This is a genomic window from Thermococcus sp. (assembly GCF_015521605.1).
Taxonomy (GTDB): Archaea; Methanobacteriota_B; Thermococci; order Thermococcales; family Thermococcaceae; genus Thermococcus.
In genome coordinates, this window is the sequence record NZ_WANV01000031.1 from 1 (window position 1) to 22,855 (window position 22,855).

The 22,855-nt window shown below is 56.7% G+C and carries 28 protein-coding genes; 25 read left to right on the plus strand and 3 right to left on the minus strand.

The features are described from left to right. Positions 1 to 668, plus strand: a 668-nt coding sequence (locus tag F7C11_RS07095; RefSeq protein ID WP_297092367.1) for a hypothetical protein, incomplete at its 5' end; no start/stop codon positions are given. A gap of 19 nt (positions 669 to 687) precedes the next feature. Here F7C11_RS07095 and F7C11_RS07100 read toward each other — a convergent pair. Both F7C11_RS07100 and F7C11_RS07105 read right to left on the minus strand, forming a co-directional pair. Continuing rightward, positions 688 to 1,296, minus strand: coding sequence for a cytochrome b5 domain-containing protein (locus tag F7C11_RS07100; RefSeq protein ID WP_297092368.1), 609 nt, complete (start codon positions 1,294 to 1,296; stop codon positions 688 to 690). A 9-nt stretch (positions 1,297 to 1,305) separates the two neighbouring features. Beyond that, positions 1,306 to 1,503: a DUF2892 domain-containing protein gene (locus tag F7C11_RS07105; RefSeq protein ID WP_297092370.1), complete on the minus strand. Its 198-nt coding sequence runs from the start codon at positions 1,501 to 1,503 to the stop codon at positions 1,306 to 1,308. Between the two features lie 92 nt (positions 1,504 to 1,595). Here F7C11_RS07105 and F7C11_RS07110 point away from each other — a divergent pair, with 92 nt between their 5' ends. Then, positions 1,596 to 2,159: an Lrp/AsnC family transcriptional regulator gene (locus tag F7C11_RS07110; RefSeq protein WP_297092372.1), complete on the plus strand. Its 564-nt coding sequence runs from the start codon at positions 1,596 to 1,598 to the stop codon at positions 2,157 to 2,159. 3 nt (positions 2,160 to 2,162) lie between these two features. Here F7C11_RS07110 and F7C11_RS07115 read toward each other — a convergent pair whose 3' ends face one another. Next, positions 2,163 to 2,729: an NADPH-dependent FMN reductase gene (locus F7C11_RS07115; RefSeq protein WP_297092374.1), complete on the minus strand. Its 567-nt coding sequence runs from the start codon at positions 2,727 to 2,729 to the stop codon at positions 2,163 to 2,165. Positions 2,730 to 2,868: 139 nt separating this feature from the next. Between F7C11_RS07115 and F7C11_RS07120 the strand changes: the two genes are divergently transcribed. From F7C11_RS07120 to F7C11_RS07230, 23 genes are all read left to right on the plus strand, one after another. Then, on the plus strand, positions 2,869 to 3,438 hold the full coding sequence (locus tag F7C11_RS07120; protein ID WP_297092376.1) for a peroxiredoxin: 570 nt from the start codon (positions 2,869 to 2,871) through the stop codon (positions 3,436 to 3,438). A 267-nt stretch (positions 3,439 to 3,705) separates the two neighbouring features. After that, on the plus strand, positions 3,706 to 4,563 hold the full coding sequence (locus F7C11_RS07125) for an FTR1 family protein (RefSeq protein ID WP_297092378.1): 858 nt from the start codon (positions 3,706 to 3,708) through the stop codon (positions 4,561 to 4,563). A gap of 65 nt (positions 4,564 to 4,628) precedes the next feature. Then, entirely contained in the window at positions 4,629 to 5,012 is a 384-nt protein-coding gene (locus tag F7C11_RS07130; RefSeq protein WP_297092380.1) for a CoA-binding protein, read from the plus strand. A gap of 4 nt (positions 5,013 to 5,016) precedes the next feature. After that, positions 5,017 to 5,394 (plus strand): DUF302 domain-containing protein, encoded by a 378-nt coding sequence (locus tag F7C11_RS07135; protein ID WP_297092382.1) that lies wholly within the window; start codon positions 5,017 to 5,019, stop codon positions 5,392 to 5,394. A 94-nt stretch (positions 5,395 to 5,488) separates the two neighbouring features. Further along, positions 5,489 to 5,695 carry a heavy-metal-associated domain-containing protein gene (locus F7C11_RS07140; protein WP_297092496.1) on the plus strand — a complete coding sequence of 69 codons (207 nt, stop codon included), beginning with the start codon at positions 5,489 to 5,491 and terminating at the stop codon, positions 5,693 to 5,695. Continuing rightward, positions 5,696 to 5,911, plus strand: coding sequence for a YHS domain-containing protein (locus F7C11_RS07145; RefSeq protein ID WP_297092384.1), 216 nt, complete (start codon positions 5,696 to 5,698; stop codon positions 5,909 to 5,911). Positions 5,912 to 6,022: 111 nt separating this feature from the next. Next, complete coding sequence (locus F7C11_RS07150; protein ID WP_297092386.1) at positions 6,023 to 6,952, plus strand: DMT family transporter; 930 nt, start codon at positions 6,023 to 6,025, stop codon at positions 6,950 to 6,952. A gap of 25 nt (positions 6,953 to 6,977) precedes the next feature. After that, on the plus strand, positions 6,978 to 7,955 hold the full coding sequence (locus F7C11_RS07155) for a PHB depolymerase family esterase (protein ID WP_297092387.1): 978 nt from the start codon (positions 6,978 to 6,980) through the stop codon (positions 7,953 to 7,955). Between the two features lie 73 nt (positions 7,956 to 8,028). After that, positions 8,029 to 8,505: a hypothetical protein gene (locus tag F7C11_RS07160; protein ID WP_297092388.1), complete on the plus strand. Its 477-nt coding sequence runs from the start codon at positions 8,029 to 8,031 to the stop codon at positions 8,503 to 8,505. Further along, the gene (locus F7C11_RS07165) at positions 8,444 to 9,580 is read left to right on the plus strand and encodes an SLC13 family permease (RefSeq protein WP_297092389.1); all 1,137 of its coding nucleotides are present in this window, start codon (positions 8,444 to 8,446) and stop codon (positions 9,578 to 9,580) included. The genes F7C11_RS07160 and F7C11_RS07165 overlap by 62 nt, the downstream gene beginning before the upstream one ends. Positions 9,581 to 9,654: 74 nt before the next feature. Continuing rightward, positions 9,655 to 10,011, plus strand: coding sequence for a helix-turn-helix transcriptional regulator (locus F7C11_RS07170; protein WP_297092390.1), 357 nt, complete (start codon positions 9,655 to 9,657; stop codon positions 10,009 to 10,011). Beyond that, the gene (locus F7C11_RS07175; protein ID WP_297092391.1) at positions 10,011 to 12,104 is read left to right on the plus strand and encodes a heavy metal translocating P-type ATPase; all 2,094 of its coding nucleotides are present in this window, start codon (positions 10,011 to 10,013) and stop codon (positions 12,102 to 12,104) included. Before F7C11_RS07170 ends, F7C11_RS07175 begins: the two co-directional genes overlap by 1 nt. A 105-nt stretch (positions 12,105 to 12,209) precedes the next feature. Next, on the plus strand, positions 12,210 to 13,046 hold the full coding sequence (locus F7C11_RS07180) for a hypothetical protein (protein WP_297092392.1): 837 nt from the start codon (positions 12,210 to 12,212) through the stop codon (positions 13,044 to 13,046). A gap of 75 nt (positions 13,047 to 13,121) precedes the next feature. Beyond that, the gene (locus F7C11_RS07185) at positions 13,122 to 13,799 is read left to right on the plus strand and encodes a class I SAM-dependent methyltransferase (protein ID WP_297092393.1); all 678 of its coding nucleotides are present in this window, start codon (positions 13,122 to 13,124) and stop codon (positions 13,797 to 13,799) included. Continuing rightward, positions 13,792 to 14,685: a hypothetical protein gene (locus tag F7C11_RS07190; RefSeq protein ID WP_297092394.1), complete on the plus strand. Its 894-nt coding sequence runs from the start codon at positions 13,792 to 13,794 to the stop codon at positions 14,683 to 14,685. The genes F7C11_RS07185 and F7C11_RS07190 overlap by 8 nt, the downstream gene beginning before the upstream one ends. 111 nt (positions 14,686 to 14,796) lie before the next feature. Next, positions 14,797 to 15,375, plus strand: a complete 579-nt coding sequence (locus F7C11_RS07195) for a DUF302 domain-containing protein (RefSeq protein ID WP_297092395.1) — start codon at positions 14,797 to 14,799, stop codon at positions 15,373 to 15,375. 130 nt (positions 15,376 to 15,505) lie between these two features. Further along, positions 15,506 to 16,024: a hypothetical protein gene (locus tag F7C11_RS07200; RefSeq protein WP_297092396.1), complete on the plus strand. Its 519-nt coding sequence runs from the start codon at positions 15,506 to 15,508 to the stop codon at positions 16,022 to 16,024. Positions 16,025 to 16,033: 9 nt separating this feature from the next. Further along, positions 16,034 to 17,857: a hypothetical protein gene (locus F7C11_RS07205; RefSeq protein ID WP_297092398.1), complete on the plus strand. Its 1,824-nt coding sequence runs from the start codon at positions 16,034 to 16,036 to the stop codon at positions 17,855 to 17,857. Positions 17,858 to 17,867: 10 nt separating this feature from the next. Next, positions 17,868 to 18,464, plus strand: a complete 597-nt coding sequence (locus F7C11_RS07210; protein WP_297092402.1) for a chromosome assembly protein — start codon at positions 17,868 to 17,870, stop codon at positions 18,462 to 18,464. Further along, positions 18,464 to 19,084, plus strand: coding sequence for a hypothetical protein (locus F7C11_RS07215; protein ID WP_297092403.1), 621 nt, complete (start codon positions 18,464 to 18,466; stop codon positions 19,082 to 19,084). Before F7C11_RS07210 ends, F7C11_RS07215 begins: the two co-directional genes overlap by 1 nt. A gap of 91 nt (positions 19,085 to 19,175) precedes the next feature. Next, positions 19,176 to 20,936 (plus strand): serine/threonine-protein kinase, encoded by a 1,761-nt coding sequence (locus F7C11_RS07220; protein ID WP_297092406.1) that lies wholly within the window; start codon positions 19,176 to 19,178, stop codon positions 20,934 to 20,936. Positions 20,937 to 20,938: 2 nt separating this feature from the next. After that, entirely contained in the window at positions 20,939 to 22,120 is a 1,182-nt protein-coding gene (locus tag F7C11_RS07225; RefSeq protein ID WP_297092408.1) for a 26S protease regulatory subunit, read from the plus strand. Next, positions 22,117 to 22,854 carry a PP2C family serine/threonine-protein phosphatase gene (locus F7C11_RS07230; protein WP_297092410.1) on the plus strand — a complete coding sequence of 246 codons (738 nt, stop codon included), beginning with the start codon at positions 22,117 to 22,119 and terminating at the stop codon, positions 22,852 to 22,854. Before F7C11_RS07225 ends, F7C11_RS07230 begins: the two co-directional genes overlap by 4 nt. Position 22,855 lies beyond the last annotated feature (1 nt).

Below are 22,855 nucleotides of genomic sequence, written 5' to 3' on the forward strand. Positions count from 1 at the left end.
ACCCAGCTCCGGTGGAGGAGCTCTACCTGATGCCCGGCCAGTACACGGTGCAGACCTTCGTCATGAAGGCAGATCTCAAGCAGCTCGCCGAGCAGCTCGTCAACATAAACGTCAGGATGGGCGGAACGAAGGTCGAGACCAGGGACGCAAAGAGGGCACTGGATGCATTCCAGAACGCGGTAACTTTCGCCGAAGCCTCGATGAGCACGCCGGCAGAGGCCTGCTCGTGCACAGTAAGCCCCCTTTTGAACGGCATCTTCAGGGAGACCTTTGGGAGCGAGCCCTTTGACGAGGTTCCTGCCCCGAAGAGCATCAACGTCACCGACTTCGGCACCGGGCCGTTCATCCCCATTCCGGCAGAAGGGGTCAAAGACTACTCCGCCGAGGTGATGGTGTTCGTGGTTTCGGACTCAAAGGGCAACGTGAACATCCTGATCAACGAATCCGGGATAAGCGAGGGCGAGAGGCTGGCCCCGAGCTACCTCAACAGAGCCTTCATCGAGGTCATCACCGGCAGGAACCCGCAGACCGGGAAAGAAGCGAGAATAGTGGCGTTCAAGATTTTCAACACCGACGGGACGGTGGCGCTCCGCCAGACGGCGGTTCTGGCCGACAGAACGGTCAGAGTTTGGGTCTTTTCCGGAGGAGAATCCCCCGGAACCGGTTGAAAAAATTAGGGGTATCTCCCTACCGGTTTTTTGTTGTGTTGAGAGGCTCTCCGATCCTCCCTATGTAGTATGCTTGGAGAACTTCGTAGTCGTTCTGGTTGTGTTCAAGGAAAAAGACCTCGGTGGCGTTCGTGCCGCAGTATTTCAGTATCGCCTCCCTGCCGCCGGGGTGCGTGTCTATCAGCGAGGTGACGTTATAAGCCCTGTCCTCGACGATGACCCAGCAGTCGCTTGAGGAATTGTGCTTTGCCACCTCGGCAAGGGTCAGCACGGGAGTGGCTGAGACGCTCGAAGTCCTGAAGATGCTCCCCGGGGACACGATCGCCAGGAGGATCAGTACTGCAATCCCGAGGGTCCAGGTGGAGAGCACTGCCCTTCTGACTTCCGGCCTTTTCAGGCTCTCGAACCTCCCGAAGGCTATGTAGATGCCTGCCGTCGCGTGGACGTAGAAGAGGGGGATGAAGAGGTACGACGCTATGGTGTGGACTCTCCTGGCCGTTTCATAGCTCATCAGCGACCCAAGGGTTGACGCCGGGTCATTCATTGCCAGGCCGGTTACCATCAGTGCCAGGCTGGCCGCTATCAGCAGCTCCCCGGAGGCTATGAGCACTTTGGTTACCCGCTTCACCCTTCCACCTCAGCACTCTTTGCAGGTACTTATGCCGAGGAGCTTATAAATTGCACAGAAGCCGGTAAGTCCGGTCACCAGTGCAATCAGCCCGACTATCAAAAGCACGGTCTCGTAGGGCACGTTCATGCCCGCCCAGACTCCGAGAAGTGCTATTCCTATAACTATCCTCAAAATCCTGTCGAGGGTCCCCTCGTTCCTCTCCATTGAAATCACCTCAGTTTTCTAGAAATTTCGAAAGAGTTATATTAATTTCCCAGGAAATTAAAGGTAAAAACCTTCAAAATGAAGGTGATTTTATGGACGAACGCGACCTGAAGATATATCGCATGCTACGGGAGAATGGGAGGAGGAAGGTGAGCGAGATAGCCAGAAAATTGGGGATAAGCCACCCCTCGGCGAGGGAGAGGCTTGAACGGCTGGAGAAGCGCGGTGACGTGAGGGTTCAGGCCCTACTCAACATAAAGAAGAGGAACTTCGTCTCTGCCGTCGTTAATCTGCGCGTGAGGAGCATGGACGAGGCGGAGAAGCTGGCGGACGTTTTTGCGAAGTGTCCGAGGACGGTCTTTGTGGCGGCCACCACGGGAAAGTACAACCTCAACCTGGCTCTCATAGCGGAGAACCACTCCGTCCTTGAGGCCACGATAGAGAACACAATACGTCCCCTTGAGGCCGTTAAGGAGATGGACGTCTCCATAGGCTCTTCGCCGGCTTATCCCGAGTTCGTGGACTTCAAGCTCGACCCGGTCAGGGAGAGGGCCCCCTGCGGAAAGGTCTGCGCCGACTGCTACCTCTACGGCAAGAAGTGCAGCGGCTGTCCCGCGACGGTCTACTTCATGGGGCTGGATGGGAAGAGAGGATAGGTGCTAAACCCCCTCTGTCTTCTCCCTCAGCTTTTCCCTCACTTCCTCCCTTATCGGCTTCAGCGCCTTCGCATACTTTTCAAGCGTCCTGAAAAGCCGATCAACCCTCTCTTCGTACTTCTCGTCCCTCAGCTCTTCGCCCTCAAAGATATCGTCCACGTTGTAGAAGAGCACCTGCCCAACGGGAAACATCCGGTAGTTCACCGCGGCCGTTCTGAGCTCCATGAGGAGCCTGACCCCGCCGGTGACGCTGGATACGGTGGCGATGCCGAGGGGCAGGGCCTCGTACTCGTCGTATATCGTGTCAAGGAGTATCTTAAGCTCGCCCGGGTAGCTCCCGTTGTACTCGGGGGCGACTATGACGAGGGCGTCCGCCTCGAGGATCTTGGCTCTGTACCTCTCCATCTCGGGCGTCACCTTCCAGCGGTGGGTGTAGCAGAGGAGGTAGTCCTTAACGTCTATAAGCTCGGCCTCCCAGCCGAGTTCCTCGGCCTTCTTCGCGAGGTACTTCGCTACCCTCTCGCTCTTCCTGCCCTCCCTTGCCGTTCCGAGAATTACCTTTACCTTCATGCCATCACCCAGATTGGTTCGCTTTTAAGATATTTAAATTTGTCCTTCAAAATGAAATGCTTTCGATTCTGGAACTTTTCACTTTGTTAGGCAAACCTATATAAATTAGGGTCGCCAACATAATGCCGAGGTGAATCCCATGGTGAAGGTTGGAGAAATCGTTCCGGACTTTGAGGCCGATGCGTACCTTCCGGAGAAGGACGACATCGGAAAGGTCAGGCTTTCGGACTACAGGGGCAAGTGGGTTGTTATTGCCTTTTACCCGGCTGACTTCACTTTCGTCTGCCCGACGGAGCTTGAGGAGCTGGCCGACTACTACGAGGAGTTCAAGAAGGAAGGGGCTGAAATTCTCAGCGTTTCTACCGATACTGCCTACGTCCACAAGGCCTGGCACGACACTTCCCCCGCGATAAAGAAGATAAAGTACCCGATGCTGGCCGACCCGGCAGGAAAGATATGCCGCCTCTTTGGCACATATATCGAGGACGAGGGGGTCTCGTGGAGGGCCACCTTCATAATAGACCCCGACGGAAAGGTTGTCCACATGGAGCTTCACGACCTCAGCATAGGAAGGAGCGCGAAGGAGATCCTCAGGAGGCTTAAGGCTTCCAAGTACGTCCGTGAGCACCCAGGCCAGGTCTGCCCGGCGAGCTGGGAGCCTGGCAAGGAGGCCCTTGAGGTCAGCCTCGACCTGGTTGGGAAGATATGATGGATCTTTCCATTCTGTAAATTTTTATCCCATATTTTTGCCAGAATGGAGTCAGGTTTTCGTCCCTTTTCACAGATTTGAGAAGTTCGGTTGGTTTTCGCATCAAGTGGTGTTCCCTTCGAACCCTCCCGGTTTGACACGTGGCATATTTTTTTGGGGATTGTGGATGCTTCCCGCCTATTTTGCGAATTTTCGATTTGGCAAAGGTAAAACTCATAAGCTGCCCTATGAATTTTAGACTGACCTAAGAAATTCGGAGGTGAACCCATGAGCGTTGGCGCTTTCCTCATAACCTTCAGGGAGGCCCTTGAGGCAGCTATAATAGTGGCGATAATAATAGCCTACCTGAGAAGAACCAACCGGGCGAACCAGATAAAGGACGTGTGGATAGGAACTGCCCTTTCAGTTGGCGTCAGCGTCCTCCTTGGAATCGGCATACTGAAGTTCTACGGGGGCCTGGCTGAGAAGGAGCTCTTCGAGGGAATAGCCTCCTATCTGGCGGTGATAGTCCTCACCAGCATGATATACTGGATGGCCACCAAGGGAAGGAACATCAGGGCGGAGATAGAGAGCAAGGTGAGCAAATCAATAGCCCCCCTGGCTCTAATAGGGTTCACGTTCATCGTGGTGTTCAGGGAGGGGCTTGAGACGGTTCTCTTCCTCACGCCCTTCATGACCCAGAACCTAACCGGGACGCTCCTCGGTCTCGTGGCCGGGCTGGCCGGGGCGCTCGTGCTGGCCTACCTGATATACGGTGTTGGAATGCGCATAGACCTGAGGAAGTTCTTCTACTTCAGCTCGATACTGCTGGTGTTCGTAGCGGCAGGCCTTGCGGGCTACGGCACGCACGAGCTTATCGAGTGGGCCGGAGAGGAGGGCTATTCCCTGGGCGTCTTTGCGAGCACCGCCTACGACCTCGGGATTCCGAGCGGGAGCATCTGGCACCACAACGGGACCGTAGGCTCGGTCTTTGCGGTGCTCTTCGGATACTCCGTGAGCATGGAGTGGGGCAGGGTGATAGTGCAGTTTGGATACCTCATAACGGCCCTCTACCTCGTGCTCAGGGCCTACGGCAGGGAACCCACGCTGGGCAGGGAGAAAAAGGCCGCGAAGAGTGCGGTCTGATTTACTCATTTTTGACCCGCAATGAATAAAAAGGGTGAAATTGATTTCACTCTTGGGTGTGAAAAATGAACGTTAGGGATTTCAGGAAAATAGCGCTCGTTGGCGCGAGCCCAAACCCCTCAAAGTATGGCAACATAATTCTGAAAGACCTCGTCGGTAAAGGGTACGAGGTTCTCCCAGTGAACCCGAAGCATGAGGAGATCGAGGGCCTGAGGTGCTACCGCAGTGTCCGCGAACTTCCCGGCGATGTGGACGTCATAGTCTTTGTCGTCCCACCGGCGGTGGGGCTGGGCATAGCAAGAGAAGCCGTCGAGGCGGGCTTCAAAAGGCTCTGGTTCCAGCCCGGTGCCGAGAGCGACGATATTGCCAGGTTCCTCGATGAGAAAGGCGTTGAGTACAGCTTTGGGAAGTGCATAATAGCTGAGACAACGTGGACGAGCTGGGGGTGATTGGATGGAGTTCTACTACGTTAGGCGCTTTGATGAGGATCTGGACTTCCTCTGGGAACGCTTCAAAAAGAGGCTGGAGGAGGCCGGTTTCCTCCTCATAGGGGAGCGCATTCCCGTCGCCATAACCGAAACGGAGAACGGCATAATAGCGGACTACCACCTGCTGTTCATCTGCCACAGCGAGCTTGTCGAGGAGCTGGTCAAGATAGACCCCAACATCGGGGCACTGCTTCCCTGCACGGGCTTCGGCTACCGCACGGAGGAGGGGAACTACCTTGGCGTTACCCTTCCGAGCGTTGCCTGGAAAATAGCCGGCGAGAGGGTCGTCGAGCTGATGAGGCCCATGGAGGAGCAGGTGAAGGGGATCATAGACTCCCTTTAATTTTCACTTTTGTTTATACGTTCGGTTTCCGGTTTCCATTCTGGCAACGATAAGCCCCATAAGCTTTCCCCCTTAGCTTCTATCGGTGATGCAAATGACCGAAGTCGTGTTGAAGATACCGAACATGAGCTGCAAGCACTGTGTTATGAGAATAACCAAGGCGATAGAGAGCGTTGGAGCAAAGGGCGAAGTCAGCCTTGAGGAAAAGAAGGCTGTGGTCGAGTTCGACCCCGGAAAAGTCCGCCTGGAGGAGATAATCAAGGCCATTGAAAGGTACGGCTACGAAGTGGAGGTGGCCTGAATGCCGATTGACCCCGTCTGCGGGATGGAAGTTGACGAGAACACCGGGCTCAGGGTCGAGTACGGCGGGAAGGTCTACTACTTCTGCTCCCCTGGGTGCAAGGCGGAGTTCGAGGCGAACCCGGAGAAGTACATCGGAATGGAGGGCATGGGGCACTCCCACCACTCCCGCCACGGGCACGGCATGGGGCACCGCCGGGGCGGTTGCCACCACTGATGTTTTTCATTTTGTTTTCGTGCGAATGACTGGCTTTTCGTGCGATTCGGTGTTATCTTCTTTCTTTTCGTGTGAATCAACCTTATAAAGCTCTTTTCCAGACAGTAATATATGACCCACCACCACGGCTACGTCGGGGCCCTTCTTGCGGCGTTTCTTTTTGGGCTGAGTTCGACCCTCAACAAGATAGCCCTCAGGGACGTTCACCCCGTGGTGGTCGCCGGGAGCGTGTACCTCACGGCCGGAGTGGTACTGATGGCTCTGCGCTTCACCCCTCTGAAGGAGAGGCTCCTGAGCACGCTGGAGTTCCGCGTGAAGACCCGGGAGGGGTTCTCCCGTAGGGACGTGGGTCTGCTTGGCCTGATAGTTCTCTTTGGCTCGTTTATGGCGCCCCTCCTCTTCATGTTCGGACTGGAGAGAACCTCTGCGGTCAACGCCTCCCTCCTCCTCAACACCGAAACCCTCTTCACGGTCCTCATGGCCGCCGCGGTCTTCAGGGAGAGGATTTCCCGGCGCGGTATGGTCGGGATTGCCCTGATTATTGCCGGTGCCCTCGTTGTTTCGACAGAGAACATGGGTTCCGTGGCGCTGATGGGGAACCCCTGGGGCAACCTCCTTGTTGTGCTCGCCGGCCTCTGCTGGGCCATCGACAACAACCTGAGCAGGTTCCTGAGCCTCAACCGTGATTTGCTCCTTGTTACCTCTCTCAAAGGCATTCTCGGAGGAACTTCCCTCCTCTCGCTTTCCGCGCTCCTCGGAGTCCCCCTCACGATTCCAGCTCAAAGTATGCCCTACATCCTAACGGTCGGCTCGCTTAGCATCGGGTTTTCCCTCGTACTCTACCTTTTTGCGCTCAGGGAAATTGGCGCCATGAGAACCGGGGCGATTTTTTCTACCTCGACCCTGGTGGGAGCGTTCGTCGCGTTTTTGGTTCTGGGCGAGGGCTTCACCCCGCTGAAGGCGCTCTTCGGGGTTCTAATGCTCGCCGGCGTCTACCTGATCTCCGCTGAGCGTCCCGCGGAAGACTCTTATACCGGCTGATACTACATATGTCCGAGGAATATCAATGGTGGGAGCAAAGGGAAGGACTCTCGTACTCATCGTTCTGGCGGCTCTTCTTGCAGGCTCTGTTGTGTACCTGCGAGTCTGGAAAACGGAGCGCATGTATCCTGGCGATCTCAGGGGGGAGATGGTCGTCGACGGATTGAAGAGGACGTACATAGTCCATCTTCCCCGGAATTTTTCTGAGGACGAGCACCTTCCCCTTCTGATAGCCCTCCACGGCGGGGGTGGGAGCGGGTTTGACATGGAGCGCCTCACGAGGGGCGGCCTCAACGTCCTGGCAGAGGGGGAGCGCTTCGTTGTGGTGTATCCTGACGGCGTGGAGGGGCACTGGAACGACGGCCGGAACCTCTCGCGCTACCGTGCCCAGCGGGAGAACATAGACGACGTTGCGTTCATATCCGCACTCATCGACCTGTTCGTGAGGGAATACGGCGTGAACGGGAGCAGGGTTTATGTCACAGGAATGTCAAACGGTGGGCTGATGACCTATCGGCTGGCCTGCGAGATTCCCGAGAGGCTGGCGGCGGTGGCGGTTGTTGGTGTCTCCATGTCGGAGAACCTGTACGACAGCTGCTCCCCGCGGACACAGGTTCCCATCATGATAATCCTCGGAAAGGACGACCCGATAGTTCCCTGGGACGGCGGCGAACTCCACTTCGGGCCGGTTAAGCTTGGACGGGTGGTCTCCGTTGAAAAGACTGTTGAGTACTGGGCAGACAGAAACGGCTGCACCGTAAGGCACGGGCGGGAGTACCTTCCGGACGCAGATCCCGAAGACGGAACGCGGGTCTGGATTGAGAGGTACTCAAACTGCAGCGGTGGGGCCGAAGTCGTGTTATACGGTATCGAGGGCGGCGGCCACACGTGGCCGGGCGGCTATCAGTACCTCCCCAGGAGCATTATCGGAAAGACCAGCGGGGACATTGACGCCAACGAGTTAATCTGGAGGTTCCTCAGTTCTTATTCGAGGGACGGCTGAGCTCCCAAAAAGTTATACGGCCTTTTTTTTATATCAGTGGTGTACAGGTGTGTTTCATCGAGGAGGTCGTACCATGCCGCCCCTTCCACCACCGATAAGGGGGAGACCAGACGTCTGGAAGGAACTCGCCCCCGAAACGGCTGAAAAGGCTATAGAGACAGTAAAACACGCCCTGCCCTTCCTCACGGTTGGGGTGCCGATAGTCCACCGCGCACCGGGGGGCGTTCACGTTGACGTCCCCGTGATGTACCTGAGCTTCGCCATAGACAGGCTCCATTACAACCCCGAAACTAAAACCCCCCTCCCGAAGGGACTGCCCGGAGTGTATTTGGGTGAAGTCGACCCGGCAGGAGTGAGGGAGGGAGCCGAGGAAGTCCTCCGGGAGCTCCACGTCCTTGAGGGTGCGGAGTTTAGAGAGCCGGAAAACTGCTGGGTCGTCCCGGTCGCTTGGAAAAGCTTTGTGGTCCTCCACGTTCGCGTCTCTGCCGATGGGAAGGAGCTCGTTCCGGATTACGCCCTTACAGAGGAGGTTAGGAGACACGGCATTTGAGAGGCTGAAACGCTTCGCAAGGCGAGAATGGTTCCTAACGGCTCTAATCGCCCTTTACCTAGTCCTGTTTATCAACGACAGCCTTCTGCTCATCAGAACGCCCCGCCTCATCGACTGGAGGAGCCTGGCGTTGATAACGTCCCTCATACTGGTCTCGAAGGGTCTTGAGCTGTCCGGGGCGTTCACCCGGCTCTCTCTGGTGCTCATAGACCTCTCAGGAGGTTCGGAAAGGCGGCTGATGTTTCTCCTCATGCCCGCCATCGCCCTCTCCTCGGCGGTGATAATGAACGACATGGCGATGCTTGTTTTCATCCCGCTGGTCATAATTACCTCACGGCTCTCCGGGATAGACACCGCCCGCGCCGTCACGCTTTCGGCCATAGCGGCAAACGTCGGCTCGGCGCTGACGCCGATAGGAAACCCCCAGAACATCATAATCTGGAACACCTACGGACTCTCCTTCGTGGAGTTCACCTGGGCAATGCTCCCCTTCGTCCTCATCTGGCTCGCCCTCCTCCTGCTCTTCACCATGGCCACAGGGGAAAAGTCGTTGTCTCTTGAAAAACTGCCCCCAGTGGCGATTAACCGGAGGCTGCTTTTGACTTCGTTCCTGTTGTTGACAACCGACGTGGCCCTGGCGGAAACCGGGAACTCCATCTGGACGCTCCCCCTGACGCTGGCAGTTCTGCTGGCCTTTGGAAGAGAGGCCCTGCTGGGCTTTGACTGGGCGCTGGTTCTGACTTTTGCATTCATCTTCGCCGACTTTGGAGAGGTTGCACGTTTGATCTCTGGACATGCACTCCCCTCGGATGGGCTGGCGCTGTTCCTGGCATCGGCCGGCCTGAGCCAGCTTATCAGCAACGTCCCGGCGACGGTGGTTTTCCTTGGCCCAAGACCTGACTGGCTTCCCCTTGCCCTCGGGGTGAACCTCGGGGGCACCGGGATAATAACCGGCTCCCTCGCAAACCTCATAGCCCTCCGCATTTCAGGAATTGGCATGAGGGACTTCCACAGATTTTCCATTCCCTACTTCCTTGCGGCATTGGTGATTTCGATTCTGATATTCCTGCTCTGACCTTTCGATCGTTTTCGAAATGGGAAAGTTTATAAAACATTTGCACAACTGCTCAAATGTAGAGGTGATTTGTGATGACGGAAGTGTGTAAGGTGTACGAGGAACATCTGGATAAAATCCTGGAGGCACAGTCAAAAATCCCGGAGGAGGAGACCGTATTGGAGGTAGCGGATTTTTTTGACGCCCTCGGCAACCCGACGAGGCTTAAAATCCTGCTGGCACTCATGGAGGCCGGGGAGCTCTGCACCTGCGACCTCTCGGCGATAACCAAGCTCTCCGTCTCGGCAATCTCCCACCAGCTCCGCATCCTCAAGGACAGGAAGATAGTTGCCTACCGCAAGGACGGCAAGAACGTCTTCTACCGCCTCGACGACGAGCACATCAAGGAGATACTAAGGGTTGCCATGGTGCACCTCTCGGAGGTGAAGTGATGCCCCAGAAGCTCAAGCTTGAAGGCCTCGACTGCGCGAGCTGCGCCTATGAGATAGAGGAGGCCCTCAAGAAGGAGGGCTTTGAGTTCGCGGTGGTCAACTTCGCCACGAAGGAGGCTGTTATAGAGGGAGACATCGAGAAGGCCAAGGAGATAATCAAGAAAGTTGAGCCGGATGTTGAGGTGGTTGAGGAGGAGCACGGTCACGGACACGAGCACGGACACGACCACAGCCACGGGCATGGTGAGGGGGATTACTGGAAGACGGTCTATTACATCGGCCTCTCGCTGGTTCTCTTTACGGTTGGTATCGTGATGCGCTACTACTACGGCATAGACGACGCCTTCGTGTTCGGAATCTTCCTGGCGAGCTACATCATCTCCGGCTGGAGAGTCCTGCGGAGTGCGGCGGTCAACTCCCTTCACGGCAACGTCTTCGACGAGAACTTTCTCATAGCGGTTGCCACCATCGGAGCTTTCCTCATCAGGGAGTATCCCGAGGGAGTAGCGGTCATGCTGTTCTACGTCGTCGGAGAGTTCTTCCAGGACATGGCGGTTGACAGGTCGAGGCGCTCGATAAAGGCCCTTCTGGCGCTCAAGGCGGAGTACGCCAACCTGCTCAGGAACGGTGAGGTCATCCAAGTCAAGCCGGAGGAGCTTAAGGTAGGGGACATCATAATAATCAAGCCCGGTGAAAGGGTTCCTGTTGATGGTGTTGTCATCGAAGGCACTTCAACCGTTGACACCTCCGCGCTGACCGGTGAGAGCGTTCCGCGGACGGTTAAGGAGGGCGAGGAGATCCTCTCCGGCATGGTCAACCTCTCCGGGCTTCTCAAGGTCAGGGTAACCAAGGGGCTGAGCGAGTCAACGATATCGAGAATCCTTGAGCTCGTCGAGAACGCGAGTGCGAGGAAGGCCAAGACCGAGAAGTTCATAACACGCTTCGCCCACTACTACACCCCCGCTGTGGTCGGAATAGCGGCTCTGATAGCCCTCGTCCCGCCGCTCGTGACCGGCGACCCGTTCACCCCCTGGGTCTACAGGGCGCTGGTGATACTCGTCATCTCGTGCCCCTGTGCTCTAGTGCTCTCAATCCCCCTCGGCTACTTCGGCGGCATAGGGAGGTCTGCAAGGGAGGGAATTCTCGTCAAGGGCTCCAACTACCTGGATGCCCTCAAAGATGCAAGCATAGTCGCCTTCGACAAGACGGGGACGCTGACCAAGGGCGTCTTCAAGGTGACGAAGGTCGAAACGAGGAACGGCTACACCGAGGAGGAAATCATAAGGCTCGCGGCACTGGCCGAGGCGCACTCGAACCACCCGATAGCCAAGGCCATAAGGGACGCCTACGGAAAGGAGATCAACGAGGCTGAGATCAAGGAGTACGAGGAAATAGCCGGCCATGGTGTCAGGGCGAGAATAGATGGCGTCGAGGTAATGGTAGGCAACGACAGGCTGCTGCACCGCTTTGAGGTCGAGCACGACACCTGCCGGGTTAAAGGCACTGTCGCTCACGTGGTCATCAACGGAAAGTACGCGGGATACATAATAATCTCCGACGAGATAAAGGAGGACGCGCCCATAGCGGTGAAGGAGCTCAAGCGCCTCGGCATCAAGAAGGTCGTCATGGTTACCGGCGACAGCAGGGACGTCGCTGAGGAGATAGCAAGGCAGATCGGCCTCGACGGCTTCTACGCTGAACTGCTCCCGGAGGACAAGGTGAGGGTCATCGAGGAACTGGAGAAGGAGAAGGGCGACGGGAAGGTCGTCTTCGTTGGGGACGGGATAAACGATGCGCCGGTGCTCGCCAGGGCAGACGTGGGCGTTGCGATGGGGGCTCTAGGAAGCGATGCGGCAATAGAGACTGCAGACGTCGTCATAATGGACGACAAGCCGTCCAAACTGCCGAGGGGCATAAGAATAGCCCGCAGGACGCAGAGGATCGTCTGGCAGAACATCATCCTTGCCCTCGGCGTCAAGCTGGCCTTCATAAGCCTTGGAATCCTCGGCGAAGCGACGATGTGGGAGGCCGTCTTCGCCGACGTCGGCGTCGCCCTCATAGCGGTCTTCAACGCGATGAGGATTCTGAGGTGATATCTTCCTTTTCATTTTTAAGCCGAAGTAAGTAGTGTCTATCCATTCTTGTATGTTTTGTCATAATTTTGCCCTGTGTTCCATTCAGAATGTTTTTATATTTCCGTGAATAGGGGATACCGGTGGTGCACTATCTCCAGGCTCTCCCTCCTGTTGTTAACTCTGCTGCTCCTCTCATTGCCATTTGTCTCGGCGGCCGAGTCCCTCTGCGGTCTGCATCCTGTTCTCGGCCCCACCGAGTACTGCAGTTTTGCTCCCTTTATTAAAGTCGGAAACGACGACGCGATAATAACCCTCTCCTGGGACGCGCTGGGCCCTGGAATGCAGGGGATACCCACCCCGAGCATGGTTGGAGAGTACTACTTCTACTTCAGGGATGGGCGGCTTTACTACCTTGGCAGCACCACCGGGGCGGAGGAACTCTTTTATACATTCTACAGGGGACTGTGGTATTTGAGCGACGGAAGGGCCATAGACCCGCGGGGCCCCTGCCTGATAAGAGACGTCATAATTCCCGGGGAAATCAAAGATGAGCTGTGTCCCTGCGGCAACGTCTCCATAGCCTCTCCCTCGTACCCGGTCAGTATCAACGGCTCAACGCTCCACGTCTCGAACGGCAGAGTGTCCTACACAATTAAAGTCCCCGACAACATAACTCTCCATCTCCCGAGCAACACAACCCTGCGTGCCGTCTTCCTGGAAAAAGGGGCCCTCATATACATCCGGCCCCAAAACCCCTTCGTCCCCCTTGACTGGGGGAATGTTACCGTGCTTTACTACGATGGGAGCTCCCTTTGGAGGCTGGATTTCACGAGGGGCCTTGAAACAGAGCTACCGGCCTGTCCGGTTTCCAGCCAGGTGGGGTCTCTGGAGTTTTACTTGATGCTCTTTGCTGGGCTTGTGCTGGTGCTCGTGCTGGCGTACTGGCGGGCGAGGAGGTGAACCTCGTTTTCAGCCGCTCACGGAAGCGGCAACCCATAAATAATTCCTTGAACAAAACTCCATCGGGCGGATCGGATGGATTCAAAAGTATCGCGGGTGTGCCGGACTCAGGAGGAGGCAAAGAAGCTCTACGACAGAATCAGCAGATTCTACGATTTATTTGCTTTTCCCGAGGGAAAATACAGGGATAGGGTGCTGGAGCTCCTCAGCATCAAAACCGGAGAAACGGTTCTGGAGATAGGCTTTGGAACGGGCCATGCCCTGGTGAAGATGGCCGAGCTTGTGGGGGAGGAGGGAAAGGTCTACGGTGTTGATATCTCTCCGGGGATGATGGAGGTCAGCAAAAGGAGGCTCCGGAAAGCCGGGCTGTTGGATAGGGTCGAGCTGTACTGTGGAGATGCCTCAAAATTGCCTTATGAGGATAACAAGTTTGATGCCGTCTTTATGAGCTTCACCCTTGAGCTCTTTGATACGCCCGAGATTCCGAAAGTGCTCGGTGAGGTTAAAAGGGTTCTAAAGTCTGGCGGAAGGTTTGGTGTGGTGAGTATGTCAAAGGGTGAAGGGCTGGTCGTGGGGCTCTACGAATGGCTTCACGAGAGGTTTCCCCGGTACCTGGACTGCCGGCCGATCTATCTCTCTGAGGTCGTGAAGGTTGCTGGCTTTGTGGTGGTGCACGAGGAGAAAGGGCGGATTTTCGGGCTTCCCGTTGAAACCGTCATCGCGTTGAAACCCGGGAGGAAGGACCGTGGATAGGGCACTCGTTAGAAGGCTCATGTCCACGCTTTCCCTCGGCTATATACTCTTCTTCTACTCGGAGACGATGTTCTGGGGGAGGTGGAGGCCGGAAGATACTGTCCCTGAGTTTGTGATAACGTGGTTAATCTATTCAGTTCTGGCCTTCTTTGTGCTCCTCATGGTGAACCGGTTTCGGGTGGGTGACGTTTGCTCGGTTTTCCTCACTGGCGCGGTCTTTGGCTGGCTCGTTGAGGGCGTCGTTGTTCAAACCGTTTACACGGGCTTTCCCTTCGGCATCGTCTGGACGCCCTTAGCCTGGCACGCCCTCATCTCTGTTCTCGCCGGGGTCTATCTGGCGGAAAAGGCTCTGGGCGAATGGGAGGGCAAAAAAGCGGCCCTCTTCTTCATTCTCCTCGGAATCTTCTGGGGATTCTGGGCTTCCTACTGGAAGCTTGAGGACGGCTACGCGGTGAGTCTCCGGGATTTTGCGGCCTATGCGTTCCTCTCGACCATCATTTTGATGGCAGCATACGCGGTTCTCAATGCCTCGGCCCCCGGAAACTTTGAACCCAGAAAGTTTGAAATCGGAGCATTTGCCGCCGTTCTGCTGTTTTTCGGAGTATTTACAGCCCTGGCTGTCCCATTTTCAATCCTCCTTCTACCCCCTCTCGTAGGGATTGCCCTCTATGCCCTGCGGAGGCTCGAAGGGAAGAACTTTTTCTCCGGCCATTGGAGGTTAAATGGGGGCATGTATGCCATGCTCCTCCTCATGCCGGCTGCCGCTCTCCCGGTATACACCGCTCTGAGGGACATGTGGTTTGAGGTCAACATCCCCGTGGCGCTGGCAACCTCTGGAATCGCCATTGTTCTCCTTTTGAAGGCACTTTATAAGGCGTTGAGATGAGCACTCTTTAATATTGGAAATTCTTGAGGCTGTTAGTTATCATTTTGTCCATAATAATCCTATTAACGCTTCAAATTAAAAAGACATTGACAAAGGAAAAGGTGATTCAAAATGAACGGTGAGATGGATGAGATGGAAAAAGGTGGAATGAAAGGCATGCACGGAAAGGGCAAGATGGAAGGAATGAAAGGTAGCATGAAGGGAATGAAGGGCAAAGGAAAGATGAAGGGTGGCTGCAAGGGCCACGGTAAGGGCATGAAGGGCATGGGCGGAAAGCACGGGATGCACGGAGTGGAGGAGCCCCAGAAGGAGTACACCTACGTCAAGGCTGTTGAGACAGGCTTCGACGAGACTGTGGCAAAGGTCAAGGAGGAGCTGAAGAAGGAGGGCTTTGGCGTCCTCAGCGAGGTCAGGGTTGACCGGCTTTTCAAGGAGAAGCTCGGCCTTGAGATGGAGCCCTACGTCATCCTCGGGGCCTGCAACCCGGACTATTCAAGCGAGCTGATAGGCATAGACATTAACAGCGGCACCTTCCTGCCCTGCAACCTCGTGGTCTACGTTAAGGAAGGGAAGACCCACGTGAGCCTCCTGCTCCCGACGAAGGCTATGAGCATAACTGGGAACGACGAACTCCTCGAAGTCGCCGGAAAGGTCGAGGAGATACTGAAGGGCGTCGTTGAGAGGGTTTGATCTCTTTTCTCCCAAATTTTACAAAATGGAAAATTTGGACATGTCACTCTTTTCTCCAAAATGCCGAAAATGTTATATACTCCAAAACCCCAGCACTACCGTAGGTGAGTGGGAGTGGAGGTGAACCGTCATGCCGCACCTGTTCATAGTTGGTTACGAGAACGACGCGGAGCGAAAGCGCGTTGAATACCTGCTGGATAAGTGGTCAAACCGCGCCAGGATTTCAAAGGTAAGGGGGATATCCTTCATAATGGAATCCGGCGATGTTGAGGGCTTCGCGGAGGAGCTTCTCTCGAAGCTCGACCCCCCGACGGAGGGGAAGGTTAGGGTTTACCGCGTGGAGCCAGAGGACATAGGCTCGAAGGTCGCACCCAACAGGAGGGAGATTGAGTACCTGGCTCAGGAAGAACCCGTGGTGGTTCAGAAGCTTCTGAAGTACGTCCTCTCGAAATTCGGTGCATACTACGTCTCCTCTGAGGGGAACGTCTCCCGGTACAGGGCGTACACCAAGAAGGGGAGGATGGAGATAGAGACCTCCGTGGAGAAAACGGGGGAAGGGACGTGGGTTGTCATAGGGATTGAAGGCTACGGGAGTGCCATTGATGACCTGGCCAAAAAACTGGAGAGGGAGCTCTCCCTTCTGCTGTGAGGTGATACCATGGTCGTGTTCAACGAGGGGAACCCGGAGTGCGTGAGAAATCTGCTCAGGCCGGCGGAGAGGGTTCTGCGCCAGGGCAGGGACATCACCGTTGAGGACTTCGAGACCCGGAAGGGCCTGTGGGAGAGGATTCAGGACTCGTACTCGCGCTATCTCGAAGGCGAGTGCGGGGACTTCCTGAGGGACCTTGACGCGGCGTTCAGATCGAAGTTCGAGGCGGCTCTCGCTATACTCGCGTGGAGCTTCTGGAAGAAGGCCGAGGACTTTCCACCTGCAGAAAAACGCTTCTCAGAACGCGAGATAGGTCTGATAGACGAGATACTGAAGTACAACGTCTTCGAGATAACGACGAAGGAGGACATACTCGGAAAGCTCTACCGCAGGGAGCCGGAGACGGTGCAACTCCTCAAGACCTACTACCTCGGCATGGACAGGTGGATAGAAGAGCAGCTCGAAGACCCTGAGATAAAGCTTCCTCTCCGATATTACCTCAAGAGGACGTGGAAGGGCTACCGCGAGAAAATCGATGCCGCCATAAACGAGGCGAGCAAATACGGCTGGTTCAGGACGCTCATGGAGGAGTGGGAGAGGGAAAAGGCGGAGGAAGTCGAGGCCGTCAGGGAGAGCTACGAGGCCAAAGTTGGAGAGCTGAAGAAGAGGATAGCCGAGATGGTGGCGTTCTTCGAGGAGGAGCGCGAGAGGCTTGAGGCCGAGCTCAGGTCATCGAGCCTTGAGGAGATTGGGAGGCTCCGCAGGGAGAGGGAGGAGTTGGTCGAGAGGTTCGAAAGGGAAAAGGCCGAGCTTGAGAAGAGACTCCTTGAGCTCAAAGACGAGGAGCTGAAGAAAAAGCTGGAGGAAGAGCTTGCAAAGGCCAGGGGGGAGGCACTGCGCGAGGCGAAGCTCCTTGAGGAAAGGCTAAGGAGGAGGGAGCTTGAGCTCAGGGAGAAGGAGATGGAGCTGAGGAAGAGGGAGCTTGAGCTGTCCGAGAAGGAGGACATCCTGAAGAGCAGGATAGAGGAAATCCTCGCGATGTCGGGCAAGGTTGAGAAGGGCTCCCGCCTTGTTCTCAGGGACGAGGCGAGGATAGGCGAGCTGAACTTCGTGGGCAGGATGAAGAGCAAATTTGCTGGAGATGTGAGGCTCCTCGGCAAAACCTACTCCGTTGAGAGCGTTGAAGAGGGGAAGGGCGAGGACACGTCGAGGTTCGCGGGAGAGCTTGACGAGAGGTCCCTCAAGAACCTGCCGGAAAACAGGTACGTCGAGGTAACCCTGAAGGAGAAGAAGCTCCTCGGAAGAAAGGAGCGGATACTCATCAGGGGCCTGTACCTGACGAGGGTCGAGAGGCTAGCGGAGCTGGGCCTTGACACCGACCCCCTCACCCTGGCGGAGATAAACGTGCACCTCATCGATGCGAGGGACTCGAAGGGGGACGCCAGGACGGTGCTGGTTATAGCATCCCCCCTCGGCTTCGAGGAGAGGGTGAGGAGGTACGTCTCATCGGAGGACTTCCACAGGAACTTCTACTCCGAGAACGTCTCGCTCATACTCCTCGACACGGAGACGGGAGAGGTAATCCACAACCCCAACGACCGCTACGCTAGGGCTTTAGCGCCGCTGGTGCGCCTGGAGCTCGACGAGGAAGTGTACGCGAAGGTCAGGGAGTGCGTGAGGAAAAAGCTTGAGGGCAGGGACTACCTGCCGCTCAGCGAGTGCCTCGACTGCGGTGAGGAGGAATACGTGAGGCGGGCGTTCTATGAAATCGGCCGCGACGGCAACCTGGTGAAATACATAGACGGATTCGGTCTTGTGCTGATAAGGAAGTGAGGTGGTTGAGATGGGAATATTTGACAGGTTTAGGAAGAACCCGATCGAAAAGCTCTCGCTGAGGGAGCTTCAGGAGGAGGAGATACGCCTGAGGAACAGGCTTGAGAGGACGAAGAAGGAAATCAAGCGCATCGAGAAAAAGAAGAAGCAGCTCTTTCAGGAGGGTATAGGGGCGGACGTGCTCAAGAAGAAGATGCTCGCCCAGGAGATCAAGAGCCTCGACATGGAGCAGAAGCTCAGGCTGAGGGACTTCACCACGGCCCAGAAGCAGTACACCTTCGTCAAGAACCTGATAGTCGTCAAGAAGTACGAGAAGGAGCTGAGGAAGATAGGCCTCTGGGACAAGCTCTCCAAGGTCGAGCCGGAGCAGCTTGAGAGCGTGCTCGTCAAGGTGAGCCTCGATGGCAGGGAGTTCGACGAGATGGTCGAGAACCTGAACAGGGTCTTCGAGATGGACATAGCCGAGTTTGAGGGAACGGAAGACCAGACCGAGAGGGAGCTCATGGAGGCCTGGGCCAGGGTCGAGACAGGGGAGGCGGACGTTGAGGAAGTGACGGAAAAGATAGCCTCGCCGAAGCTTGAGAAGGACGCGGAGGAGGAGCTGTGATGGGGCTCCTTTCAAGGTTTTTTGGAAGGAAGAACCCGCTGGACATCCCCATAGACCAGCTCAGGGAGAACCAGATCAAGCTCGACATGCAGATAAGGAAGGTAGAGGACGAGATAGCCGAGATTGACGCCCAGATAGCGGCGCTGTTCCAGAGGGCAAAGGAGGCGAGGAGCAAGAGCGAGGAGCTCACCATAGCGACCAAGATTAAGACGCTGAACCGGAAAAAGCAGAGCCTCCAGAACACGCACGCCCAGCTCAACAAACAGCTCATGCTCGTGGCGAACCTGCTGATAATCAAGGAGAACGAGGCCATACTGAAGGGCACACCAACGTGGGAAATCCTCAGGAAGATGTCGCCGGAAGAGCTTGAGAAGCACCTCGTCAGCATGCAGCTCGACGCCCAGAACCTCAACGAGAACCTCAACACCATGCTCGGCTACACCGACCAGGCCCTTGGGGCAGGGGTTGAGTTCGAGGAGGACGAGGAGCTGGCCGAGATAATGAGGACAATACAGGCCGTTAAGGAGGGCGAGCTGGAGCCGGAAAAGGCCGCCGAGAAGGTGACGAAGGAGCGGGAGGATGACGAGGAAGAAAAAGCCGGGGAGGCCGTCACGGAGTGACCTGCACTCCGACACGAATCTTTCCCCGGTATTTTCCATGAGTGAAAACCTGCTCCGTGCGAGCTTTCAAAACAGCACCAGAAAGGGTTAAATGACCGCCGGAACTGCCTGTCTCAGCGGGAATGGAGGGATAAGCGTGCACATGGGGCACTGGTTCATGGACGACGACATTATAGAGAGTGTTGTCAAGCTCTTTATAGTTATAGTCATAATCTCCGTCATCTTCGGGAGGGCGGCCGGGTTCATAATATTCATCGTGATAGCCATGTGGATAGGACACTTCATCAAGCATATACTCAAGGACGTTTCGAAGTCCAAGAAGTACAAGAGGCGGTACTCCCATCCGGTTCCGCCCGCTCCACCCGTCCCCAGGGAGGACATGAAGGAGCTCCTCAGGAAGTCGCTCATAGTCGAGCTCCCGCCGAGGCTTCACGCCGGGGAGGAAGTCCCGGTCAGGGTGGGCTTCAGGAACCTGCTTCACGGGGTCATAAACGTCGAGATAGACCTCAGCGGCCTGGCCAGGTACTTCGATCTCAGTTCCACCAGGGTCTATTTCAGGGGCGTTAAACCCGGTGAGTACGTCTCGCAGACCGTAACGGCCGTCCCCAGAGGTCCAGGAAAGGTCAGCGCCAAGGTCGCGGTCCGCTCCGGCATGGTGAGCGCCAAGGTGAAGGTGGACACAGAGGTAATCGAGAGGCCGAAGAGCGAGGCGAGAACCGGCACTCCGGTTCCGGTCCCCGCCGGAAGCGGTCGGGCTTCCGTCGAAGATGCCCCCCGCACCCCCCTGGAGGAGCTCTTCGCGAGGTATAGGAAGGTCGAGCCCATCGGCGAGGGCGGCTTTGCGAGAGTTTACAGGGCGGAGAGAAAGGACGGGACAGTTGTTGCCCTCAAGGTCCCGCTCAGCCTGACCGAGGAGGGAGGCAAAGCGTTCCTCAGGGAGGTCAGGAACTGGTCGCTCCTCAGCCACCCCAACATAGTCGAGCTCTACGACTACAACATCTTCCCCGTCCCGTACCTTGAGATGGAGTACTGCGAGGGCTCTCTCGCAAAGCTCAGGAAGCCCGTGAGCCCGGTGAGGGCCGCGAAGATAGTCTTCGACGTCGCCGAGGGAATAAAGTACGCCCACTCGAAGGGCGTCATCCACCGCGACCTCAAGCCGAGCAACATCCTCCTGAAGAACGGCCGGGCGAAGGTGAGCGACTGGGGGCTGAGCAAGCTCCTCAAGGAGAGCAGGACGACCCATACGGTAAGCTTCACCCCTCTCTACGCTGCCCCCGAGCAGATAAGCTCCCGCTTTGGGGGAACCGATGAGAGAACCGACGTCTGGCAGATAGGGGCGGTTCTCTACGAGCTCCTTACGGGGAGACCGCCCTTCGAGGGTGAGGACTTCGTGGAGGTGGCGTCAAAGATAACCCTTGAGGAGCCGGTTCCGCCGGGCCGGCTCAATCCAGAGGCCAAGCCCCTTGAGCAGGTCGTGATGAAGTGCCTGGCGAAGAACAAGGAGGAGCGCTACCAGTCGGTGGAGGAGCTCCAGAGGGACATCGCGGAGTTCCTCGGCACCAGCTACCGCGAGAACCTCAGCAGGAGCGTTTCGCTCAACGACCTGTCGAGGAGCGCCTACTACGCCGGGGAGCTGTTCCTCCTGTACCTGAAGCTCAACGACCTCGTTAACGCGCTGAAATACGCCGACGACCTGGTTCACTACGCGAGGGGCGAGACGAGGGAGGAGCTCCTGAGGCTGAGGGAGCAGCTCGGGCTCCGCCTTGAGAACGGCCTCGACGTTCCCGAGGAGCTCTTAGAGAAGGCCGAGATGATAGTGCACAGGATAAAGCTGGGTTTCAAGGGGGTGTGAGAATGCCGGTTGACCTTTCGGGGCCCCTGATGAGCGAGTTTGAGAGGGCTAAGAGGGAGTTTGAAAGGGCCGTTGCAGCGGGAGAGATGGAGAGAGCGAGGAAGAGCGCCCTCAGGTGTGCCTCCATACTCCGGCAGCTCGCGAAGCACGTGCCCTATAACAGTGAGCTCTACCTGAGGAAGGCGAAGAAGTGGGAAGACGTGGCGGAGCAGATAGAGCGGGGCGAATACGGACGAAGGGCCGTCGTGGGCGCGGAGGGAAAGAGCACGGCACAGGAGAAGGATGAGGAGGACCAGTTCAGGGAGTACGTCCTCGGGCTCATATCAAAGTCCAGGATAACCTGGGACGACATAGGCGGCCTTGAGGACGTCAAACTCCTCATGATGGAGACCGTTGTGATATCGGCCCTCAAAAAGCCTGCCGCGATCCAGCCGTGGAAGGGGATTCTCCTATTCGGGCCCCCGGGGACGGGGAAGACGCTTCTGGCTTCGGCCGCCGCCGGGAGCTTAAATGCCACATTCTTCAACGTCAAGGCTTCGAGCGTCCTCAGCAAGTACTTCGGCGAGTCGAGCAAGATAATTTCGGCACTCTACGAGGTCGCCAGGGAGAAGGCGCCGAGCATAGTGTTCCTCGATGAGATAGACGCCCTCACCACGAGGCGCTCCAGCGACACGAGCGAGGCCACAAGGCGGATGCTTTCTACGTTACTCACCGAGCTTGAGGGCTTCCACGGGGGCGGAGAAGGGAAGCTTGTCCTCACGTTAGCGGCGACCAACACACCGTGGGACCTGGACGAGGCGGTTCTATCGCGCTTCCCGAGGAGGATTTACGTTCCCCTGCCGGACAGGGAAGCGACCAAGGAGATAATCAAGATCAACACGCGCGGGCTTGACATCTCCCGCTTAGACCTCGACGCCATAGCTGGGGAGAGCGTCGAGCGCCTGTACTCCGGCAGGGACATCAGGAACCTCTGCCAGGAAGCGATATGGAACATGATACGCGAGGAGAACAGGGATCTCCACAAGCTCGCCAGTCTCCCGCTCGAAGAGCTGAGGAAGCGCTCGCTGAGAACGAGGCCCCTTGAGATGAGGGACTTTGAGGAGGCGTTCAAGAAGATCAAGAGCCCGCTCAGCAGGAAGGACATCGAGCGCTACGAAAAATGGGCGGAGGAGTTCGGAGGATGAGCGGGGCGATCTCCACCGGGATTGGAAGCACCGCCTGGGGCGTTTCCCATCCCGGGCCGAGGGATAAAAACGAGGACGCGTTCCTCATACTGTCCCTCGGCGACGCGTACCTCCTCGCCGTCGCCGATGGCCTGGGCGGGCACGAGAAGGGTGAGCTCGCTTCGAAGATAGCTGTAGAGACGCTCCGTCGGACGTTCGAAGAGAACTATGAGGCCAGCATGGGAGATGAGGACATCGGGGAACTCCTGAGGGGAGCATACTGGGAAATCCATAGGGAGATTTTGGGTCTATCCAGTGAGCCGGGAAAGGTTGGGACGACCCTCACCTCGGCATTCGTGAGAAGCGGAAAGGCTGTGATAGCGAACACGGGCGACAGCAGGGCGTACCTGATAAGGGATGGCCAGGTCATAGAGAGGACGAGGGATCATTCCATCGTTGAGGAGCTCCTTGAGAGGGGCGTTATAGGGCCGGAGGAGGTTCGCTCTCACCCGATGAGACACGTCGTTACGAGGGCCCTCGGCATAGGGTTCGAGGTTGACGTTTACACGTGGAGGATTGAAAATGGGGACATCCTGATCCTGAGCACGGACGGGCTCCACGATGTCCTGAGTGATGGGAGAATCGGGGAGATTGCCTCCGAAGGCGATTCCCGGGGTATCGCCGAGAGGCTGGTGGAGGAGGCTCTGAAGGTTACCGGAGATAACGTGACGGTGGTCGTGTTCATGGAGGTGTGAG

What these genes read in the sequence shown, in the direction of transcription:
- F7C11_RS07205 (WP_297092398.1), top strand. Translation starts at nt 16,034, where the DNA reads ATGGTCGTGTTCAACGAGGGGAACCCGGAGTGCGTGAGAAATCTGCTC.
- F7C11_RS07145 (WP_297092384.1), top strand. Translation starts at nt 5,696, where the DNA reads ATGCCGATTGACCCCGTCTGCGGGATGGAAGTTGACGAGAACACCGGG.
- F7C11_RS07200 (WP_297092396.1), top strand. Translation starts at nt 15,506, where the DNA reads ATGCCGCACCTGTTCATAGTTGGTTACGAGAACGACGCGGAGCGAAAG.
- F7C11_RS07130 (WP_297092380.1), top strand. Translation starts at nt 4,629, where the DNA reads ATGAACGTTAGGGATTTCAGGAAAATAGCGCTCGTTGGCGCGAGCCCA.
- F7C11_RS07155 (WP_297092387.1), top strand. Translation starts at nt 6,978, where the DNA reads ATGGTGGGAGCAAAGGGAAGGACTCTCGTACTCATCGTTCTGGCGGCT.
- F7C11_RS07120 (WP_297092376.1), top strand. Translation starts at nt 2,869, where the DNA reads ATGGTGAAGGTTGGAGAAATCGTTCCGGACTTTGAGGCCGATGCGTAC.
- F7C11_RS07140 (WP_297092496.1), top strand. Translation starts at nt 5,489, where the DNA reads ATGACCGAAGTCGTGTTGAAGATACCGAACATGAGCTGCAAGCACTGT.
- F7C11_RS07195 (WP_297092395.1), top strand. Translation starts at nt 14,797, where the DNA reads ATGAACGGTGAGATGGATGAGATGGAAAAAGGTGGAATGAAAGGCATG.
- F7C11_RS07230 (WP_297092410.1), top strand. Translation starts at nt 22,117, where the DNA reads ATGAGCGGGGCGATCTCCACCGGGATTGGAAGCACCGCCTGGGGCGTT.
- F7C11_RS07185 (WP_297092393.1), top strand. Translation starts at nt 13,122, where the DNA reads ATGGATTCAAAAGTATCGCGGGTGTGCCGGACTCAGGAGGAGGCAAAG.
- F7C11_RS07115 (WP_297092374.1), bottom strand. Translation starts at nt 2,729, where the DNA reads ATGAAGGTAAAGGTAATTCTCGGAACGGCAAGGGAGGGCAGGAAGAGC.
- F7C11_RS07150 (WP_297092386.1), top strand. Translation starts at nt 6,023, where the DNA reads ATGACCCACCACCACGGCTACGTCGGGGCCCTTCTTGCGGCGTTTCTT.
- F7C11_RS07125 (WP_297092378.1), top strand. Translation starts at nt 3,706, where the DNA reads ATGAGCGTTGGCGCTTTCCTCATAACCTTCAGGGAGGCCCTTGAGGCA.
- F7C11_RS07220 (WP_297092406.1), top strand. Translation starts at nt 19,176, where the DNA reads ATGACCGCCGGAACTGCCTGTCTCAGCGGGAATGGAGGGATAAGCGTG.
- F7C11_RS07170 (WP_297092390.1), top strand. Translation starts at nt 9,655, where the DNA reads ATGACGGAAGTGTGTAAGGTGTACGAGGAACATCTGGATAAAATCCTG.
- F7C11_RS07225 (WP_297092408.1), top strand. Translation starts at nt 20,939, where the DNA reads ATGCCGGTTGACCTTTCGGGGCCCCTGATGAGCGAGTTTGAGAGGGCT.
- F7C11_RS07160 (WP_297092388.1), top strand. Translation starts at nt 8,029, where the DNA reads ATGCCGCCCCTTCCACCACCGATAAGGGGGAGACCAGACGTCTGGAAG.
- F7C11_RS07215 (WP_297092403.1), top strand. Translation starts at nt 18,464, where the DNA reads ATGGGGCTCCTTTCAAGGTTTTTTGGAAGGAAGAACCCGCTGGACATC.
- F7C11_RS07105 (WP_297092370.1), bottom strand. Translation starts at nt 1,503, where the DNA reads ATGGAGAGGAACGAGGGGACCCTCGACAGGATTTTGAGGATAGTTATA.
- F7C11_RS07210 (WP_297092402.1), top strand. Translation starts at nt 17,868, where the DNA reads ATGGGAATATTTGACAGGTTTAGGAAGAACCCGATCGAAAAGCTCTCG.
- F7C11_RS07110 (WP_297092372.1), top strand. Translation starts at nt 1,596, where the DNA reads ATGGACGAACGCGACCTGAAGATATATCGCATGCTACGGGAGAATGGG.
- F7C11_RS07135 (WP_297092382.1), top strand. Translation starts at nt 5,017, where the DNA reads ATGGAGTTCTACTACGTTAGGCGCTTTGATGAGGATCTGGACTTCCTC.
- F7C11_RS07165 (WP_297092389.1), top strand. Translation starts at nt 8,444, where the DNA reads ATGGGAAGGAGCTCGTTCCGGATTACGCCCTTACAGAGGAGGTTAGGA.
- F7C11_RS07175 (WP_297092391.1), top strand. Translation starts at nt 10,011, where the DNA reads ATGCCCCAGAAGCTCAAGCTTGAAGGCCTCGACTGCGCGAGCTGCGCC.